The organism is Litoribrevibacter albus (assembly GCF_030159995.1).
In the GTDB taxonomy this organism is placed as follows: Bacteria; Pseudomonadota; Gammaproteobacteria; order Pseudomonadales; family Litoribrevibacteraceae; genus Litoribrevibacter; species Litoribrevibacter albus.
Map to the genome: position 1 here is coordinate 418,436 of NZ_BSNM01000016.1, position 18,811 is coordinate 437,246.

14 protein-coding genes are annotated in these 18,811 nt (G+C 48.2%); 8 read left to right on the forward strand and 6 right to left on the reverse strand.

Annotated features, from left to right (window positions below; genetic code table 11):
• The first annotated feature begins 80 nt into the window (after window positions 1-80).
• Window positions 81-1,475 carry an oxygen-independent coproporphyrinogen III oxidase gene (gene hemN / locus QQL66_RS16595; RefSeq protein WP_284382937.1) on the forward strand — a complete coding sequence of 465 codons (1,395 nt, stop codon included), beginning with the start codon at window positions 81-83 and terminating at the stop codon, window positions 1,473-1,475.
• Between the two features lie 87 nt (window positions 1,476-1,562).
• Here hemN and QQL66_RS16600 read toward each other — a convergent pair whose 3' ends face one another.
• The 3 genes from QQL66_RS16600 to uvrD all read right to left on the reverse strand — a co-directional run bounded on the left by QQL66_RS16600 (window position 1,563) and on the right by uvrD (window position 5,751).
• Window positions 1,563-2,144: a hypothetical protein gene (locus QQL66_RS16600; RefSeq protein ID WP_284382938.1), complete on the reverse strand. Its 582-nt coding sequence runs from the start codon at window positions 2,142-2,144 to the stop codon at window positions 1,563-1,565.
• 180 nt (window positions 2,145-2,324) lie between these two features.
• Window positions 2,325-3,434 carry a TRAP transporter substrate-binding protein gene (locus QQL66_RS16605; RefSeq protein WP_284382939.1) on the reverse strand — a complete coding sequence of 370 codons (1,110 nt, stop codon included), beginning with the start codon at window positions 3,432-3,434 and terminating at the stop codon, window positions 2,325-2,327.
• Window positions 3,435-3,594: 160 nt separating this feature from the next.
• Window positions 3,595-5,751, reverse strand: coding sequence for a DNA helicase II (gene uvrD / locus QQL66_RS16610; RefSeq protein WP_284382940.1), 2,157 nt, complete (start codon window positions 5,749-5,751; stop codon window positions 3,595-3,597).
• A gap of 309 nt (window positions 5,752-6,060) precedes the next feature.
• Between uvrD and QQL66_RS16615 the strand changes: the two genes are divergently transcribed.
• The 3 genes from QQL66_RS16615 (at window position 6,061) to QQL66_RS16625 (ending at window position 10,248) form a co-directional block, all read left to right on the forward strand.
• Window positions 6,061-8,952, forward strand: a complete 2,892-nt coding sequence (locus QQL66_RS16615) for a putative bifunctional diguanylate cyclase/phosphodiesterase (RefSeq protein WP_284382941.1) — start codon at window positions 6,061-6,063, stop codon at window positions 8,950-8,952.
• Between the two features lie 276 nt (window positions 8,953-9,228).
• Window positions 9,229-9,420 carry a PA3496 family putative envelope integrity protein gene (locus QQL66_RS16620; RefSeq protein ID WP_284382942.1) on the forward strand — a complete coding sequence of 64 codons (192 nt, stop codon included), beginning with the start codon at window positions 9,229-9,231 and terminating at the stop codon, window positions 9,418-9,420.
• A gap of 276 nt (window positions 9,421-9,696) precedes the next feature.
• Complete coding sequence (locus tag QQL66_RS16625; protein WP_284382943.1) at window positions 9,697-10,248, forward strand: DUF4136 domain-containing protein; 552 nt, start codon at window positions 9,697-9,699, stop codon at window positions 10,246-10,248.
• Window positions 10,249-10,339: 91 nt separating this feature from the next.
• On the opposite strand, the gene ylqF is transcribed toward QQL66_RS16625, so the two are convergent.
• On the reverse strand, window positions 10,340-11,263 hold the full coding sequence (ylqF, locus tag QQL66_RS16630; protein WP_284382944.1) for a ribosome biogenesis GTPase YlqF: 924 nt from the start codon (window positions 11,261-11,263) through the stop codon (window positions 10,340-10,342).
• Window positions 11,264-11,509: 246 nt separating this feature from the next.
• On the opposite strand from ylqF, the gene QQL66_RS16635 reads away from it, so the two are divergent.
• From QQL66_RS16635 to QQL66_RS16650, 4 genes are all read left to right on the forward strand, one after another.
• On the forward strand, window positions 11,510-12,643 hold the full coding sequence (locus tag QQL66_RS16635; protein WP_284382945.1) for a DUF2156 domain-containing protein: 1,134 nt from the start codon (window positions 11,510-11,512) through the stop codon (window positions 12,641-12,643).
• A 218-nt stretch (window positions 12,644-12,861) separates the two neighbouring features.
• On the forward strand, window positions 12,862-15,564 hold the full coding sequence (locus QQL66_RS16640; RefSeq protein WP_284382946.1) for a winged helix-turn-helix domain-containing protein: 2,703 nt from the start codon (window positions 12,862-12,864) through the stop codon (window positions 15,562-15,564).
• A gap of 2 nt (window positions 15,565-15,566) precedes the next feature.
• Entirely contained in the window at window positions 15,567-15,935 is a 369-nt protein-coding gene (locus QQL66_RS16645) for a cupin domain-containing protein (protein ID WP_284382947.1), read from the forward strand.
• Between the two features lie 46 nt (window positions 15,936-15,981).
• Window positions 15,982-16,788 carry a substrate-binding periplasmic protein gene (locus QQL66_RS16650; protein ID WP_284382948.1) on the forward strand — a complete coding sequence of 269 codons (807 nt, stop codon included), beginning with the start codon at window positions 15,982-15,984 and terminating at the stop codon, window positions 16,786-16,788.
• A 46-nt stretch (window positions 16,789-16,834) separates the two neighbouring features.
• On the opposite strand, the gene QQL66_RS16655 is transcribed toward QQL66_RS16650, so the two are convergent.
• Both QQL66_RS16655 and QQL66_RS16660 read right to left on the reverse strand, forming a co-directional pair.
• The gene (locus QQL66_RS16655; protein WP_284382949.1) at window positions 16,835-17,659 is read right to left on the reverse strand and encodes a substrate-binding periplasmic protein; all 825 of its coding nucleotides are present in this window, start codon (window positions 17,657-17,659) and stop codon (window positions 16,835-16,837) included.
• Window positions 17,660-17,766: 107 nt separating this feature from the next.
• Complete coding sequence (locus QQL66_RS16660) at window positions 17,767-18,717, reverse strand: DMT family transporter (protein ID WP_284382951.1); 951 nt, start codon at window positions 18,715-18,717, stop codon at window positions 17,767-17,769.
• Window positions 18,718-18,811: the final 94 nt, after the last annotated feature.

Below are 18,811 nucleotides of genomic sequence, written 5' to 3' on the forward strand. Positions count from 1 at the left end.
ACTCCTTGACGCATATCAAAACGCCCTGGCCACATCACTCTAAAATTAACCTCACATAATATGTGGTGAGGCTATGGGCTATGACAGAACTATCAACTGATTTCTCTAACTTTCATTGGGACGATGAAATGATTCGTCGCTATGAAGGTAAAGGCCCGAGATACACGTCCTATCCCACCGCCTTGAGTTTCACACCGATCAAACACGATCAGTTCACTCGTCATGCGGCACAGTGCCAAGACGTTAGTGATCCGATCTCCCTGTACGTACACATTCCATTTTGTGAGCGCCTGTGTTTTTACTGCGGCTGCAATAAGATTGTGACGCAACAGAAAGAAAAGGCCGATCCTTATATCACGGCATTGAAGCAAGAGATGGAAATGATCAGTCCGAGCTTCAAGCATCGCCCCGTGCATCAGCTGCACTTCGGTGGTGGTACGCCTAACTATTTGACCAAAGAACAATTTCAACAGGTGATCCATCATTTGGAGAAGTTCTTTGATCTGGATATGACTCGGGAAGGCGAGTACTCCATTGAGGTTGACCCAAGAACACTGACCACCGAACAGGTGTCGCATTACCGTAAACTGGGCATCAACCGGATCAGCATGGGCATTCAGGATTTCGATCCGAAAGTGCAACACGCCATTAACCGCATTCAGACTTACGAAGAAGTGGAAGAAATCGTGCGTGCCGCCCGTGGTTGTGGCTACCAATCCATCAGTTTCGATCTGATTTATGGTTTGCCGTACCAATCCACAGAGACCTTTGCCAAGACGCTGGAACAGGTAGTGGAACTGAACCCGGACCGCATTGCCGTGTTCAACTACGCGCATTTGCCGGATCGCTTCAAAGCACAGAAATTGATTGATTCAGACTCCATTCCAACCAGTGCAACCAAGTTGGATTTACTTCATCTAACCATCCGTAAGCTCATGGAAGCCGGTTACGTGTACATTGGCATGGATCACTTTGCAAAAGCCGATGACGAACTGTGTGTCGCTCAACGCTCCGGCACGCTTCAGCGTAACTTCCAGGGCTATTCGACGCACAATGAGTTGGATTTGGTTGGTCTGGGCGCTTCGTCAATCAGTTTGGTTCAAGGGCTTTACAGCCAGAATGCCAAGGGCTTAAAGCTCTATCAGAACTTCTTGGCACAAGGCATTTTACCAACGGAAAAAGGCTATCAGCTGAACGAAGACGACGAGCTGCGTAAAGAACTGATCATGACGCTGGCTTGTCAGTACAAGCTGGATTACACCAAGTTTGAGGAAAAGTACGGTATTAACTTCAAAGAGTACTTTGCGAAAGAGCTGGCTTCGCTGGCCCACTTTGCAGAAGACGGTATGGTGAACCTGGAAGAAGATCGCTTGCAGATCAATCAACCAGGCCGTTTGTTGATTCGCTCAATCTGTATGGCATTCGATGCCCACATGAACCCGGAGCTTCAACAGCGCTTCTCGAAAGTGATTTAGTGTCGCCCATATTCAGAGTGGGCCACAAACAAAAAAGGGATCGATACAATATCGATCCCTTTTTTGTTTCAACCAACCGTAAGAGGCTTATGGCATCTCAGGCTCTGCTTCGTCTTCGCCCATTGTGCGTAACTGAGACAAGTACGGTTTGATTGCATCAATGTCTGCCTGAGGTACGTTCTTAGTCGACTCGTACATGTTCTTACTCTGTCTCATGGCATTCTTCATCATTTCTTTTTGCTCCGCCGGGATCTGATCGTTATCCATCATCGCCTGCATCTGAGCCATCATTTGTTTCATTTGTGGAGCCTGTTGATTCATTTCCAGCGACATATAAGCGGTCATGATCTGAGCGCCCACTTGCGACCATTGCTCCGGTGAATCAAAACCAAAACCATCAACAACACCATCAAATTCGTTATAGAGTCCGGTTTTTTTCAACGCCACAACACCTTGTCTAAAGGCTTCTTCCAGTGATTCCTGCTTTTCAATATTGGCATCGAAAGGCTCTAACTTGGATTCGTATTTATCACCAAACACTTCAACCGCTTTCTGACTCTTAATCCATTGAGCAACCAGGTTGCCAGTCAGGTTGTCAGCCAGCAAAGTCGACGACCAACCTAAGCACAGAGCCAGTACAACGCCGCCGAAACGTAACATGGAGTTCATAACATTGTCCTTAATTTTCAATGAAAGAAAAATCATATCCCAAGCCTTTCGAATCACATACGAAAAAGGCGATCATTTGTGATCGCCTTCAGCTTTCTAACCGGGATTGGGAATAAATAACACCTATCAAGTCCGATTCAAACCCGGTAGGTGTAGATCCCGTACGATTAAAACCGACCCTTATTGGGATCGCGCATTAATGTAAGCTTGCTCCGACAGTTTATGCCAGTTGCTGACGCCGTCTCTGAAGGCAATAAACGACTCATAGACTTTTTGCGTCAACGGATCGGTTTTAGCCACTTCCGCAACCACTTCATCCGAAGTCGTCTTCAATACCGCCAACACTTCATCCGGTAAACGACGAATCTCAACGTTGTGCTTGTTCACCAACTCGCTCAATGCGGCATTGTTACGCGCCGTGTACTCATCCAGCATGTCCTGGTTAATGGCCTTGGTCGCCACTTTCAGAATTTCCTGAAGGTCGGCCGGCAATGCATTCAAAGCCGTTTTATTGATGGAAAACTCCATCATCGAACCTGGCTCATGCCAGCCTGGGTAATAACAGAATTTCGCCGCTTTGTAGAAGCCAAATGCCAGGTCATTGTACGGGCCAACCCACTCGGTGGCGTCAATGGCACCGGTCTGCAGCGCTGTGAATAACTCACCGCCAGGAATGTTCACCGGCGTACCGCCAACGCGTTTCAAGACTTCACCACCCAAACCTGGGATACGCATTTTCAGACCTTTCAGGTCTTCGATGGAATTGATTTCTTTATTGAACCAACCCGCCATTTGCACTCCGGTATTCCCACCCGGTAACGGATAGACATCGTGCTCTGCGTAGATTTCTTCCCACAGCTCCTGACCGCCGCCGTAGTTGATCCAGGCGTTGATTTCCTGAGCGGTTAAACCATAAGGCACCGAGGTGAAGAATTGTGACGCAGGAATTTTACCTTTCCAATAATACGCGCCACTGTGCCCAATTTGAGCCGTACCACGAGACACCGCATCAAATACTTCTAACGCAGGCACCAACTCACCGGCACCGTACACCTTGATCTTTAAACGTCCGTTAGACATGGAATCAACCAACTTCGCCAAACGCTCAGGCGCCATACCCAGGCCAGGGAAGTTTTTCGGCCAGGAAGTCACTAGCTTCCATTCAAATGTCTGTTTTTCTGCCGTTGTGGTGGTTGCTGGTCCGTTGTCACATTCCTGTTTTTGACACCCTGAAAGAGCGACAGCGGCTGCCCCCAAACCGGCGGCCGTTAAAAGATCACGACGTTTCATTCTGTTCTCCTTGTCGATACGACTCATACACGCTCAGATCAATTGCTGTGTCGTGCTGTTCCTGTGCCGTACTGTTGTTTTTGTTATGGTTTGGTTTCTGTAAATCCGTTGTAATTGAAGCCAGTCACGACAGGTTATGCAAGTGCTCTTTGGACATTCGTTACAACATCTGAAGATTGGCGTAGGCCAACATCAACCACTTGCTGCCTTCGTCAGAGAAATTCACCTGAACCCGTGCATTGCCACCACGACCTTCACAGTTCAAGACAATACCTTCACCGAAGATTTCGTGATACACCCGCTGACCGAGAGGGATCAGATCTGAATCGGGCTGACCAGCAGACATCCCAAAGCTCGCCATCGCCGGTTTGGTAATCGGCGCTTTCACTCTCAGTTCATTCAAATGCTCGTCAGGAATCTCATTTACAAAGCGCGACAAACGATTGAAGTTTTCCTTACCATGCAAACGACGACTTTCCGCATAAGTAAGCACTAACTTAGTCATTGCACGGGTAATGCCCACGTAGGCCAAACGGCGCTCTTCTTCCAAACGACCCGGTTCGTCCGCAGACATTTTATGAGGGAACAAGCCTTCTTCCATGCCCACCATGAACACCAATGGGAACTCCAGGCCTTTTGCCGAGTGCAGGGTCATCATCTGCACGGCCGACTCATACTCGCTGGCTTGAGTATCACCGGCATCCAACGCCGCACTATCAAGAAAGGCCACCAACTCGGACGAATGATCGGTTTCGTTGCGGAATTGTTTAGCGGCACTGGCCAGCTCCTGCATGTTTTCTACACGGCTGCGACCGGCTTCGCCTTTTTCTTTCAGGTGATGTTCAATCAAACCACTGCGTTCGACCACCTGACTGACGATCTCATCCAAAGGCAAGCCATCGGTGGTTTGCGACATTTGATCAATCATCTGGATAAATCCGTCCAACGAATTCGCCGCTCTCGCAGAAAGCAACTTCAATGACAGCATTTCATTGGCGGCATGCCAGAGCGATACATTTTGCTGACGGGCAAAGTCGCGAATCTGCTCTGCGGTTTTGTTGCCGATACCCCGTGCCGGCACGTTCAGTACACGGTCAAAGGCAGGATCATCATGACGGTTTGATAGCAATCTCAAGTACGCCATCGCATTACGGATTTCCAAACGATCATAGAAGCGCTGACCGCCGTAAATGCGGTAAGGGGTGCCGGAACGTAGTAACGCTTCCTCAAGCACTCGCGACTGAGCATTGGAACGATACAGAATGGCAATTTCATCCAAACGATGTCCGTCCGACTGAAACTCATCAATGCGGTCGGTGACAAAGCGCGCTTCCTCTTGTTCGTTGAAGGCTTCATATAAGTCGATCTGCTCACCGTCGCCATCGTCAGTCCACAACTCTTTACCGAGACGATCCGGGTTGTTTTCAATCACCGCATTGGCGGCTTTCAGAATGTGACCGGTGGAACGGTAGTTTTGCTCCAACCGAACCACTTGCGAACCGGCAAAATCCGCCTGGAACTGACGAATGTTCTCAATCTTGGCACCACGCCAGCCGTAGATCGACTGGTCATCATCCCCCACAGCGGTGAGATGTACACTTTGCCCCGCCAGGACGCGTAACCAGGCGTACTGGATGGTGTTGGTATCCTGGAACTCATCCACCAGAATATTACTGAAGCGTTTTTGGTAGTGCGCCAACACATCCGGGCGCTTTAACCATAATTCATGAGAGCGCAACAACAGCTCACCGAAGTCCACCATGCCGCCGCGTTCACAGGCTTGTTCATACGCCTTATACAACTCAATCATACGGTTGTAATAGGGATCATAAGACGGCGGAATGTGATCGGCTCGCAAGCCTTCATCTTTCTGGGAGTTAATGTAGCTCTGCACCTGACGTGGAGGCCATTGTGACTCATCCATCTGCTGTTCACGCAAAATACGTTTAACCAGACGCAGTTGATCGTCGGAATCCAGAATCTGGAAGTTTTCCGGTAAACCTACGTCCTGATAATGCAGCTTCAATAGACGATGGGCCAACCCGTGGAAAGTGCCCACCCACATGCCTTGAATGGAGGTTCCCAGTAGTTCTTCAATACGACCACGCATTTCACGCGCGGCTTTATTGGTAAAGGTCACCGCCATGATGGAATACGGCGATACCTGCTCAACCTGCATCAACCAGGCAATACGGTGAACAAGCACCCGGGTTTTACCCGAACCCGCCCCGGCGAGTACAAGTTGACTGCCCTGTTCAGAAGAGACGGCTTGACGTTGTGCATCATTAAGGTGATCTAAGAGATGGCTAATATCCATAATTGAGAACTGGTTCCTGCCAAAATAGCATTTTTGAGCTGAATTTTACGTTAAAAACAAAACTTTATTTCAAGCATAATCAGTGAGTTATAAAAAACTCTTCGACTTTATCTGAATATCTTGTTACATAAGTTTACATCCACCAGGAATTCAGTCATTATCCTGATTATTAATAATAACTATGTCTTTGGTGTAGTGACGTACGCTTAACAAACTGAAGTAGTCCAAGACTACTTACAAAGCCGACAAGTATCCAATAAAAGAAGATCGGCCACCAGCACACAAAGACGAATAGCTTAAATCAGCACTATGCAATCAACGACGGCAACAGTAAACGACAGTACTCTGCCTGATTTTCGCTCGGGTGAACATCAGCTGCTCAAGGCTCAGCTAAAACGTTTAGCAGTGGAGTCTAAGGCGTTCTACACCCTGTCGTTATTGGCCAGTCTCGTCGTTGTGATCACCTTCTGGCGTCATCTACCTTCCTGGCAGACCATTAGCTGGCTGGCATTACAATGTGCCTTGCCCCTCGGACAACTGGCGTTTTATTCTTTCATTGCCAGTAACCGCCAGGTTTCGATGCGGCTCAAGAGTCTGTTTACCACTGCCGGTGCGGCCTTATCCGGGCTCGCCTGGAGCAGTATTTTTGTCGCCATTGACCCCATCTCCACCAATGATCAGGCGTTATTATTCTGTTTATTAGCCTCGTTGGCTGTCTATGCCACGGCCGCCTTTTCAGCTTACATACCTGCATTTATCAGCTTTACCATCGCCATTCTGATGGCGCCGTTTGCCCATCTGATACATAACTACGATCTGTCACACAGCAACCTGATTTTTGTGGCTGGCTTATTCTCTGTGTTCCTTTGCTACAGCGCCGTTCGTATTAACCGTTCAACCGTGGTGGCACTCAAGTATCGCGCTGACAAAGAGACGCTGATTGATAACCTGACCCACTCGATGACTCAATCCGATCAGCTCAATCAGGAACTGATTCAGGAAGTACAGCAACGGGTAACGGCTGAGTTGAAACTCAAGCGAGCACACGAACAGCTGGAACAAACCGTCGATAACCGTACTCAGGAATTGCAACAAACCAATCATCTGCTTGAGCAGGAAATGGCCCTGCACAAAAACACCACCAAGGAATTGTTAAACAGTCAGAATCGTTTATCGAAATCCATGGAAGTCAGCCAGCTCGGTTTATGGGAATGGGATCTTGAAAACGACTGCATCTATCACTCGCATTTCCACAAGCTGTTTGGCAGCAGCAACACCACAACGACGCAATTCCTGAAGCATCTGAAATCCCATACCCACCCGGAAGATTTCAGAGCTGCCCGCAAAGCACTGATCGAGCACATGCGCGGCAATACTGAACAATATCTGGTGCGCTACCGCATTCGTCAGGAAAACGGCAGCTGGCTGTGGTTTGAAGATTCAGGGCAAGCGGTAGAGTGGAACGAGAAAGGTCGGGCAACCCGAATTCTGGGGACTCGACGGGAAGTAACCCAGGTTATGGAACACACCGAGAAACTGCGCCTCGGTAACATCGTATTCCAAAACACCACAGAAGCCATTGCCATTCTCGATCGAAACTTTAAGTTCATTACGGTCAATAACAGCTTTATCACCATGACCGGCTATGAACTGAACGAAGTCATCGGTAAAACGTCTGTCGAACTGGATGATTCCGTTGAAAAACTGGAGACCTTAAAAGCCATTGGACGCGAACTGGCCCATAACGATTTATGGCAAGGTGAGATTACCGATTACCGCAAATCCGGTTCCGCCTATCCTATGTGGCTGAAAATTAATCTGGTGCGTGATAGCAGTGGCTTACCCTCCCATTACATCTGTTTGTTGTCAGATCTGACAGCACGTAAGGAAATCGACCGTAAGCTTCGCTATCTGACGCATTACGATAAACTGACCGGGCTGGTGAATCGCGACCTGTTCCTTGATCGTTTACACACGTCGATGCAGCACAGCCACCGTACCGAAACACCGCTGGCGCTGTTCCTGATCAACCTGGACCGCTTCAAGCTGATCAATGACACCTTCGGCCACGGCGCCGGAGACAAAGTCCTTCGAACGGCGGCCGAGCGTTTATCGCAAGTCTTTAGCGACGCCGACACCGTTTCTCGCTACAACAGCGATGAGTTTGCAATTGCCATCGAATATTCGGATGACATCCGCACCATTCAGGCAAAAGCGAAGCGCGCCATTGAGCTGCTCAATCAGCCGGTCAAAGTGGCCGATAAAGAGCTGATCTTATCCGCCAGTATCGGGATCAGCCTGACACCTACCCACACTAAAGACATGCACACCTTGCTTAATCAGGCGGAACTGGCCCGAAACCAGGCCAAAGGCATGGGCGGTAACGTATTTTATCTCTTCGAAGAACACCTCAACGACAGCTCGGCTGAGCGGTTACATCTTGAGAATGAGCTGCATAACGCTTTGCTGAAGAACCAGTTTGAAGTCTTCTATCAGCCGAAGCAGAACCTGAAAGACAATTGTATCGAATCCGCTGAGGCCTTGATTCGCTGGAACCACCCGGAACACGGCTTGATTCCTCCGGTGAAGTTTATTCCTCTGGCCGAACAAACCGGCCTGATCAACAAAATTGGCGAATTTGTACTGAGAACCGCCTGCCAACAAGCGCGTTGGTGGTCACTTAAAGGCTTTGGCGATATTAAAGTATCCGTGAATTTATCGGCTCAGCAGCTCAAAGCCGATGGTTTTATGTCGTTACTCACCAGCATTCTGAAAGAGACCAATCTCGAACCAGAGCGCTTGATTCTGGAAATCACAGAAAGCCTATTGATGGACGATGTGGAAGCCACCATACGCCAGTTACAGGAAATCCGGGATCTCGGTGTCGGGTTATCCATCGATGACTTCGGCACGGGCTACTCTTCCCTGAGTTACCTTAAACGCTTCCCGATCGACATCTTGAAGATTGATCAGTCGTTCATCAAAGAAATCAATACCAATGCCGATGATGCGGCCATCACCAAAGCCATCATTGCCATGGCACACAGCCTCGACCTCCGCGTAATCGCCGAAGGTGTGGAAACGGAGGAATCCCGTGAATTCTTGCGAGACCAAAACTGCGATCTCATTCAGGGCTATCTTGTCAGCCGCCCACTGACCAATGATCAAATGCAACGCATGCTGGCCAATTTCGCCGCCTGATTTTTACTGTTTATTCTTCACACTCACCTTTGTCTAAAGCGCGATCAAGTCCACACCATTTCCTTGCCTGAATCCAAGAAAAAACCTTGCCAATACTCAGTGTTAATGCGGTTTTGTAGGAAATTATTGGAAATTCTTCACAGTGATCAATTAAAAACCAGAATAATGTTTGATTTTTAAACAATCCATTGGTATTAAAAAGTAATGAAGGTTACATAAGACCGTCATATTTCTGCTTTTAAATTTCGAATTATTGATCACTCAAGGAGGCACAACATGATCAATGGCGAAAAAGTAAGCGAAGTGAAAACCGAAATACTCAACGCAAGCATGAATGTTGAGCTGGATGATAAGAAAGCAAAGGAGAGAGAACGTTCTCGGAAAATGCGTGCCGCACGCCTATCCATCGAACTGTATCGAGAAGAGCAGGAACTGCGACACCAAATCGAAGAGTTTCCTTTTGAGTAAGTAAGACACCGGATCATATTGATCTCTGCTTAAGCGCCCAATCGCTTAAGAACAACAAGGTTTTCAGCCAATACACAGGCATTGGCAGTTGCCGTTATCGCCAAATTTTCTGGCCTCCGATTCTCATGATGGCCACGTGTGCTTTTCGCGCTTTAAAATTCTCTCCGTGATTAATCAAATATACATTTCATCTAGGAAACCAACTCGACACAATGAGGACTAATCTAATATATTGGAAAAGGCCGGAACGACCTGAACCAGCTACGGAATCCCATCATGAAGATCATTAGACTCAGCCTCTTAATCCTACTTAGTTGGAGTCTGATTGCCTGTTCCCCATTTACCATCTCCACCGACTACAACCCCGCTCTGGATACTCAACACTGGCAAGGTTTTCAATGGCAGCTAGATGAGATCTCCAGCAAAGATCCTTACGATAATGACTTAATCCGCAAGCGAATTGTTCAGGCGATGAATCAACAACTGACGGCTAAAGGATTTCAGCTCTCGGATACGCCACACACCGACTTCACTGTGTCCTACTTCTTTTTGGTGGAACCCAGATTAGACGTTCATCGATTCTACAACCACCGCTGTCCCTGGGTTGGCTGTCAGGATTACCGCTTCGAGACCTTTGTCAGCGAATACCAGTTCGGCTCAATCATCATTGATATAAAGAATGGCAAGAGTGGTGAACTCGAATGGCGTGGTATTGTAGGATCACGCATCACAGAAGGGGCCACACCAGAAGAACGGGAAGAAACGATTGAGCAGGCAATCAATGAACTGATGCTGGCGTTTCCACCAACACCAAAGATTGTGCATTGAAAACAGCTATAAGTTTCGCCAAGAGAAACTTATAGGGAGAACAAACCAGCACATTATTGGATTCTAAGAACGCCGAAAAAGGGACTGAATCTTACCGCTTGCGCTTCTTACGTTTAGCTGCTTTTTCAGCCTTCTCGGCTTCTTTCTGGGCACGCAGTTCTTCCATCTTCACTTCTTCAGCCTCAATCATTGCAGGGGTTTCGAAGGTCAGTTGACCCAAGGTGCCGGCACGCAGTTCATTCAAAAGAATCTCGGAGGCTTTGTGAAGATCCACCATGCCGCCCGAACGACGACAGCCGCGCTTGTGACCGATGGCTTCCAGCAATTCCAGATCACTGCCTGGCAGCTCGTCGAGTTTGTAACGCTCAACCACCCGATCCGGATACGCCTGAAGCAGATAGGCACAGGCGTACATAGCCACGTCTTCAAATTCCATCGCGGTGTTTTTAACCGCACCGGTGACAGCCAGTCGGTAGCCACTGTCCGGATTTTCGAATTTTGGCCATAGAATCCCCGGTGTGTCTGAAAGCAGAATACCGTTACCCAAGTTGATCTTTTGCTGACGCTTGGTTACCGCCGGTTCGTTGCCCACTTTGGCGATGACCTTTCCGGCCAGGGTATTGATCAGGGTGGACTTCCCTACGTTCGGAATGCCCATGATCATTGTGCTGATGGGTTTGAAGGAGCTTTCTTTCTCCGGCACCAATTTTCGGCACAGATCCATAATCTGACGCGCTTGCGAGGGTTCTTCAGCCGTTAGCGCCAGCGTCTTTACACCTTTTTCCTGCTCTAGATAGGTTTGCCATTCGCGGGTTTTCTCCGGATCGGCCAAATCACTTTTATTGAGGATCTTGATGCAGGGTTTCTCTCCACGGAGCGAAGGCACCATAGGGTTATTGCTGCTGTAGGGAATGCGGGCATCCAATACTTCAATCACCAGATCCACCTGCGGCATGATCTGACGAATTTCTTTCTGGGCCTTGTGCATGTGCCCCGGATACCACTGAATGGCCATAATGTCCCCTACGCTACTGGTGCTGATTCGAAGCAGGCATTCTACCTAAATCCCCCGTCAGCGAAAACTCATCCTTTTTTATCCTAATATCCACCTTTGGGTGGATCATCTCGTTCGATTCCGGTTTTAGCATAGACCCATAACAATAAAAACGATGCCAGCTGTCGGTGACTCCGTAATAACGCCTTTCCTTGATTCGTTACCGGGCATTCATAAAAACAAAATATGACGAGATAAGGACGACAGATGGAGACCCTACTGAAAGAGCGTCTCGGGACGCCCAACGAACAACCAAAGCCCTCGAATTCAACCCGCGTAAGCTCAGAAAATATGCAGGCAACAACGCCCTTATCACTGGCGAAAGTATTGCAATTCCCGGAATCACTACGATGGGAGGATCATGAATTCACGCTGTCAGAGCGGGTTCAATGGTTGGAACGCTTTGGCAACCACTGTATGTCGTATTCCACCTTGCAGCCTAAGATGCAGTATTTTGATCTTCCGGGTGTAGGTTTTATCGCTTATCGGGATTGTTTTGGTGAGCGCATCGTTCTATCCGACCCGATCTGTGCGCCACATTTACGCGTATTACTGATTAGCGAGTTTCTAAGACGCTCACCGAAACGCACATCGTTCGTGCAGATCACACCACCAGTCGCTCAGATATTGGCTCAACAATTTCAGATGTTCACTACGGAATTCGGGCAAGAGACCACCATTGAGCTGAACGACTGGTCGCTGAGAGGGAAGAAGAAACAGATCTTTCGCACCGCACTGAATCAAGCGGAAAAGATGAACATCTCAATCATGGAAACCTTCTCTCATCACCTCGAAGACAGAATTTCAGAAACCTGGTTGAACACTCGACGCTGTAAAAACAACGAGATTAACTTTCTGATCCGTCCGAAAACCATGCCCTATCAAAAAGATGTCCGTCGGTTCTATGGCTATAAAGACCTGCAGCCCATCGGCTTCATCCATTTCGACCCGATCTATCAGCATGGCAAGATCATCGGCTATGTACCCAACATCTCACGCGCCAACCATATGTTTAAACAAGGGTTGTTCTACGCGATCATGGCCGTCGCCCTTGAGCAATTCAAACAAGAAGGTTTGAAGATTGTGAACCTGGGGTTATCGCCGCTGCATCTGAAGAACGACATTGAAGAGACTCAGACCTGGAAGCTGACTCCTTCTACCGCACTGACTCGCCTGTTCAAGCTAACTCATCGATTCGGACAGCGTTTTTATAACTTTCAAGGCATTCAATTCACCAAACAACGCTTTCGAGCCACGGAACAAACTACCTTTGTTGCCAGCCGACAAAAGGTTCCCCTGAAAGCCTTCCTGGCTTGCTTCCGACTAAGTAATTTACTTTAGGGGCCAATCAGTTTACTAACCGCGAAACCCTTCGCTTGGTACTCCAAAACGGTGTCTTTAGACATTCTCGCTTGGCGCCAAAGGTCCCATCTCCTTTGGCGCATTTTTTCTAACGGTTTCGTTATACACGCATATTTCAGCAGATGTACAAATTCACAACAGATGAACAATCAACATAGGCGATATGGATAAGGTTTGATATGGTAAGCAGATCAAGGATGGATAACGCGTTCCGAAGTATGCTAATAAAAACTAAAATCTCGCCGCCCGCTCACTTTCACGATCTTGTTGAACGACAACGCCTGATCGATCGACTCAACAAGGCCAAAGGCGGACAATTGATTTTGTTAACTGCCCCCACCGGCTATTCGAAAACCACTCTGGTGAGTCAATGGCTGGTCACGACACAACGCACCTTTGCCTGGTTAACGCTGGATCACAAAGACAATGATCCGGGTCGCTTCTGGCGTTATGTTTTTTCCACCTTATCCAATCAAGGCATTGCGTTACCGGAATTGACACCGGATCTGATCACAGAGCACTGCCCAAGTACCATTATCAATGCCTTTGATGATTTAACGGCGTCTCAACCGAATCACCCGATCAGCACCTCCGAGACACCCTTCACCTTGATTTTCGATGATTTCCAGTGCCTATCTAATACAGTGCTGCTTGATCAATTAAACGAATTGCTGGACTTTCTGCCCACCAATTTAAACGTGGTCATTACCAGTCAGATATTTCCGGAGTTGAAGCTCTCTCGTCGTCGCTCAAAACATCAAATCATCGAGCTCGATCAAAGCGCTCTGGCCTTTACCGAAGAAGAAAGTCAGGCATACCTCAGCCATTTGCTAGAGCACCCGATTACACCGCACACCCAAAAGGATGTGCATCGGAAAACCGAAGGCTGGCCGGCCGGAATTCAGCTCTTATCCATCGTGCTGGATCAAGATCATCAGTCACCCCATCTGCTGGATTTGAGTACACCGATCTCTTTCTTTGATGAGGAAGTCCTGGCGACCCTGCCCGAAGAGTTACAAGCTTTCTTGCTTCACACTGCGTTTTTACCCTGGTTACACCCCTCGTTATGCAATGCGGTGTTGGGTATAACGCATTCGGATCAGCTCATTGAACAGTTAACCGAAAAGAATTTGTTTTTAGTGAAATACGGCGAAACCTGGCGCTTCCATGATCTCTTTAAAGAAGCCCTCAACAGCCATGACCAGGTCACAGACGCACATCGCCAACGCGCCATCGACTGGTTTGAAACAAACGGTTTTATTTCTCGTGCCATTGATCAATGCGTTCCGCTCAAAGACTGGCAACGCGTCACCCGTTTAATGAACATCGAAGCCAGAGAAAAACTCACCAACGGTGAACAGATGACCGTTGATGGCTGGCTGCGTATTTTGCCAAGCGATATGCAACAGGATCGCCCTCGTTTGATTTTGTTACGAGCCGCAATATTCCTCACCAACAGCCACACCGAAGAAGCCGCCGAGTATCTCGAAAAAGCCAAGCGCCAATTAGAGGTTTACCGAAACTCTCCGGAAAAACAGGCCGCCGCCGAGCTGACCGAATCCGATCTCGAAGACACCAGCAAAGAGATCACCATTATGGAATCCTTTGTTGCCATGTTTCGGGGGGATTTCAAAAGTGCCCATTCCTTATCGGAAGCCGCACTGGCCACCCCTTCTGCCGCAGGCCACCTGGATCTCTACGCACAGATGCCGATGTGCCACGCGCTGATACATCAAGGAAAGCTGGTAGAGGCCATGCACCTGTCGGAAGCCATCATTCGACAAGGCATGCAGGACGGTTTGGCATTCCCCGTTCTGATCGGCATTTCAAACCTCGTTCCAACCTACATGCTGTTAGGTAAGCTGGATAAATCAATCCAACTGCTCGATCAGGTAGAGCACTGGCATGCACAACAATCTGCGCCTTCGCCCTACGCCCCCTGGATTGATGGAATGAGAGCGTTAATTTACCGGGAACAAGGCAAGCTACCGGAAGCGTTAACCTTAATTCAGACCTTGCTTGATTACATTCCGGAAACCACCGACCCCTTCCAGATTATTCCGATTTACGCCATCGCCGCACACGTTTATCGCAGTAATCATAGATTTGAAAAGGGAGAACATTTTCTACAGCAAGGGTTACTGGTTCAACAACAGCACTTGCCTGAAGAGTGGCCGTTTTCCTTTCCAAGGCTCAGCAGTCTGATCCTGGTCAGCGCACTCATTCAGCAAGACACCGAAAAACTGATGGTTTGGCTGGAGGACAATGAATCCGCCCTCAAAGACCGAACCGACTTTTTATCCGAATCCGAACGCTTGCTTCTGGCCAAACTCTACCTGGCGGTGGGTCGTCATGAAGACTGCCAACAACTGTGCGAGGCCATCAAAGAACAGGCAGGAGCAGGTCACCGCGTTCAGAACAAAGCAAAAGCCCTGGCCACCCTCACTACCTGTGCTGCGGCCCAAAAGGACTTTGTCACCTGCATCCAGCATCTTCAGGCTGCGCTGTTATTATGTGAGCAGCATGGATTTACCCAATTGCTGTTGGACGAAGGCCCACACATGACGCCAATTATGAAAATGGCGCAACCCTATTGCAGTCATCCGGAATACATTGATGAACTGATTGCCTTGCACGCGCAACAACAGCCTTCATCCCAAGTAGAAGGCAACGCAGAGTTTCAACAGAATCAAACGTTAGTCGAACCCCTGAGCAAACGGGAAAGCCAAATTCTTGCCCTGATTGCCGAAGGTTTTAAGAATCAGGAGATCGCCGATCAGTTGTTCGTCTCTATTACGACGGTAAAAACCCACGTTCATAACATCTATGGCAAGATGGAAGTACGCAACCGCACGGCAGCGGTAGCTAAAGCTCGTGAACTGAATTTATTGGCAGGATAAGAATGGCAACCCTATTTAAGTACGATCCGGATGCAGAGTTCTATACCGACGAAGGCTGCTTCATCACTGAGCTGAGTAATTCCTCCGAAGACGATGGCTGCTCCATCGCCCTGGCGCGGGTAAAACCTGGGGTCACCACCGAAGTCCACCAGCTCAGAGGAACGATCGAGCGCTATGTGATTCTCGAAGGGGAAGGCCGGATCGAAAGCGGAACGCTCGCCGGTACAGTACTGCGTCCGAAAGATACCATCGTCATTCCGGCCGACGAACCTCAAAGCATCCGCAACATTACAAGTAAGGATTTAGTCTTCTTGTGTGTTTGCACCCCAAGATTCCAACCAAAGAATTACACCACAACAGTGGCAGAATGATTGAAAAAAACTAGGCTGTATAAGTCAGTTTCAATTAGGTGCCACAATGAATCACCGAGCTACTCCGTTGATTTATCTATTACTATCCCTGTGTTCGCTCGTTACGTTTTCCAACCTTAGTTATGGAAAACTGCCCGTTAACAAACAGTGGTCTGTCCACATGCTAATGCAGGACTCCCAACCCAAATATTTTCTGCCTGAAGAACCGGCGTCTGATGCCAGTCCCTCCCGCCCTATCGGCTTGTGTGTGGAAATCTATCAGGCACTGAAACGAAGACTTGAAGAGCAACAGATTACCGCCACCATCTCCTCAAAGTTTCTGCCCATAAAACGGATTTTGAAACGGGTAGAGCAAAATCCGAGCGAACTCTTCTGTGGCGCGGGTCGGAACGCCAAACGTGAGGCACGCTTTATATATTCGAAAACGGTGGTCTATAACGTCAGTAATGTGGTCGCAGCGCATCGCAGTTTTGATAAGACAGTCAACGGATTTGAAGACATCCAAAACCAGCAACTCACCGTTGGAGCTCTCTACGGTACCTCCTCGGCAGGTTTTGTGAAAAAGCAGGTCGGCGTTCCGGTAAACGACTCCTTCCTGAATCTGGAAACAGGGTTACAGGCTGTTGCTAATCAACGTATTCCCTTGTTCTATTACCACGATTTAGGTCTGAACTTTCTCATTAAGGATTGGCAACTTCCATTGAAGGTATTGCCGCATAAATTCCGCACCGTGCCTCAATGGATCATTTACAGCAAAAGCATTGATCCCGGATTATTGAGACACATTGAAAGCGCACTGGAAGGGATGGAACAAGACGGGGAAATCAAAGAAATCTGGCGTAATTATTTTTAGCCGTACAGCTCAAATGCAACAACTAGATGTTATTACTTCCTGAATGCTATTTGTTCGCCGGCCTGTGTTGTTGTTCATTCCATAGCGCCAGAGCACGCTCTAGATACCACGCCATGCGTTCCTGTTGATTGAACTTTGCCACTATCTCGGTCAACGCCTGTTTGATTTCAGGAGTATTGCATGGGGACTGTTTAGAGAGAGTGAAATACAAGGCTTCACTGGATATCTTGGTAGGCAAGGCCTGCAAATTCTTAATCCCTAACTGATCAATATAGGCACGACCGGGATTCTCTTCGTAAATCAGATAATCAACCCGCTTGAGACTCAACATCCCTAGCCCTTGGCTTAACTGCCCGACTTCTTCGATGGTCAGGAATTTCTTGGCGTACTCATCAAAGCCTTCACCGAAACTGTTATTAATTACGGTAATGCCCTGATACGGGATGAGATCTTTCCATTCGTTATATTCAAACGTCTTGTCTTCATTCACCCACACCGCCGTATTCGTACCCTGAAACTTGGGATAGATGTAATCCATGTATTCAGTGCGCGGAGTTGTAAAGAAGGCGCCCGTAATCATGTCGATAAAACCCGCTTTTACTTCGGCCTGGACTCGTCCCCAGGAACCTTCGTACTTGAGATCGATATCAATGCCCAGATAAGCGGAAACATCTTCCACGAGAAAAGCGATTGCTCCGGTCAACTTGTTCGGGTGCCCAGGCTCACGCCACAAATAAGGCGGGTATTCCGAATTTCCGCTGGCTTTAATCCGCTGACAGGAGGTGGAGGCGTTGCCTGTTTCACTGGCCAACACCGTCGTTGTGATACAAGACAACCCTACAGCCAAACACATCAAGACAAAACGTTTCATTGCCTAAACTCGACTCTATTTAGTATCCATAACTATAGTCAAAAACTGCGCGCTTTTAAGAATCAACCAAACACAGATTAGTTACTGGGCACTGAGCCGAAGAAGCGTTAATCACGACGTGTCGAGACATTGTTTGACTGCTCTTGGTTTGACTGCTCTCGGTGCGACTGCACACGGTGTGATTGCAGTCTGTGTGATAGTACTCGGTGCGATAGTACTCGGTGCGATAGCACTACCTGAACATTGGCTAAAATAATCAATGTCGCGCCCAACACCATTTGCCAAGTAATCTGCTCACCCAAAAAGAGTACGCTCATAATCATCGCCTGAGGAATGTACAGGTAATAAATTACAGCGGTAAAATAGCCAGGCAGCTCTGTACTGACTTTATTCCAAAGCGTGTGCGCCACGAGCGTACACATCAGCCCCAGCACAATCAATCCCGTCCAATCCTGAGACGTAAGATCCCACTCGGTCATTGACCATAGACAAGAAAATCCCACTAAACCAAAGCCAAATTGCCCTAGCGCACGATAATTTGTCGATAAGTGGGCGATCTGTCGGTTAATCGGTGGTAAACAGGCGTACAAGAAACCGCTCAAAAGACCGGAGAGAAACCCATACACCTGAATGTCAGTGCCCGTTTCAAAAGGCGTCGCAATATACACTCCGGTGAAGGCCACACACACCGCCAGGAAATCCGCTCTTCGAATGGGTTCTTTAAAGAACAAACGATTCACAAACAACAAGTGGATACCAAAGGTACAAACAGCAATGGCCGCCAAAGACGCCCCTGCCCGCTTGATCGAATAGAAATACAAATACCAGTGCACCGCAAAGGTTAGCCCAAGCACAATCAACCAAAACCAATCGCGCCGGCTAAGTTTATGAAACTGTCGGCCAACCAGCATGATCAACGCAATGCCCGCCGCAGCGATCGCCAAACGCACCACCCCAATCGTCGCCTCATTGGCTGAAATGCCATAGATAAGCACAGGCACAAAGCCCATTGTGAAGATGGCTAACAGAGCCAAGGCTATTAAACGAAGATTAATCACAAAGCTTACTTTCTCTGTAAATGACCGCCTCTTGAAATAACGGTCTTTCAAAATGAGCGGTCAGCATAGCACTGATTCCTCATTCACATAACTG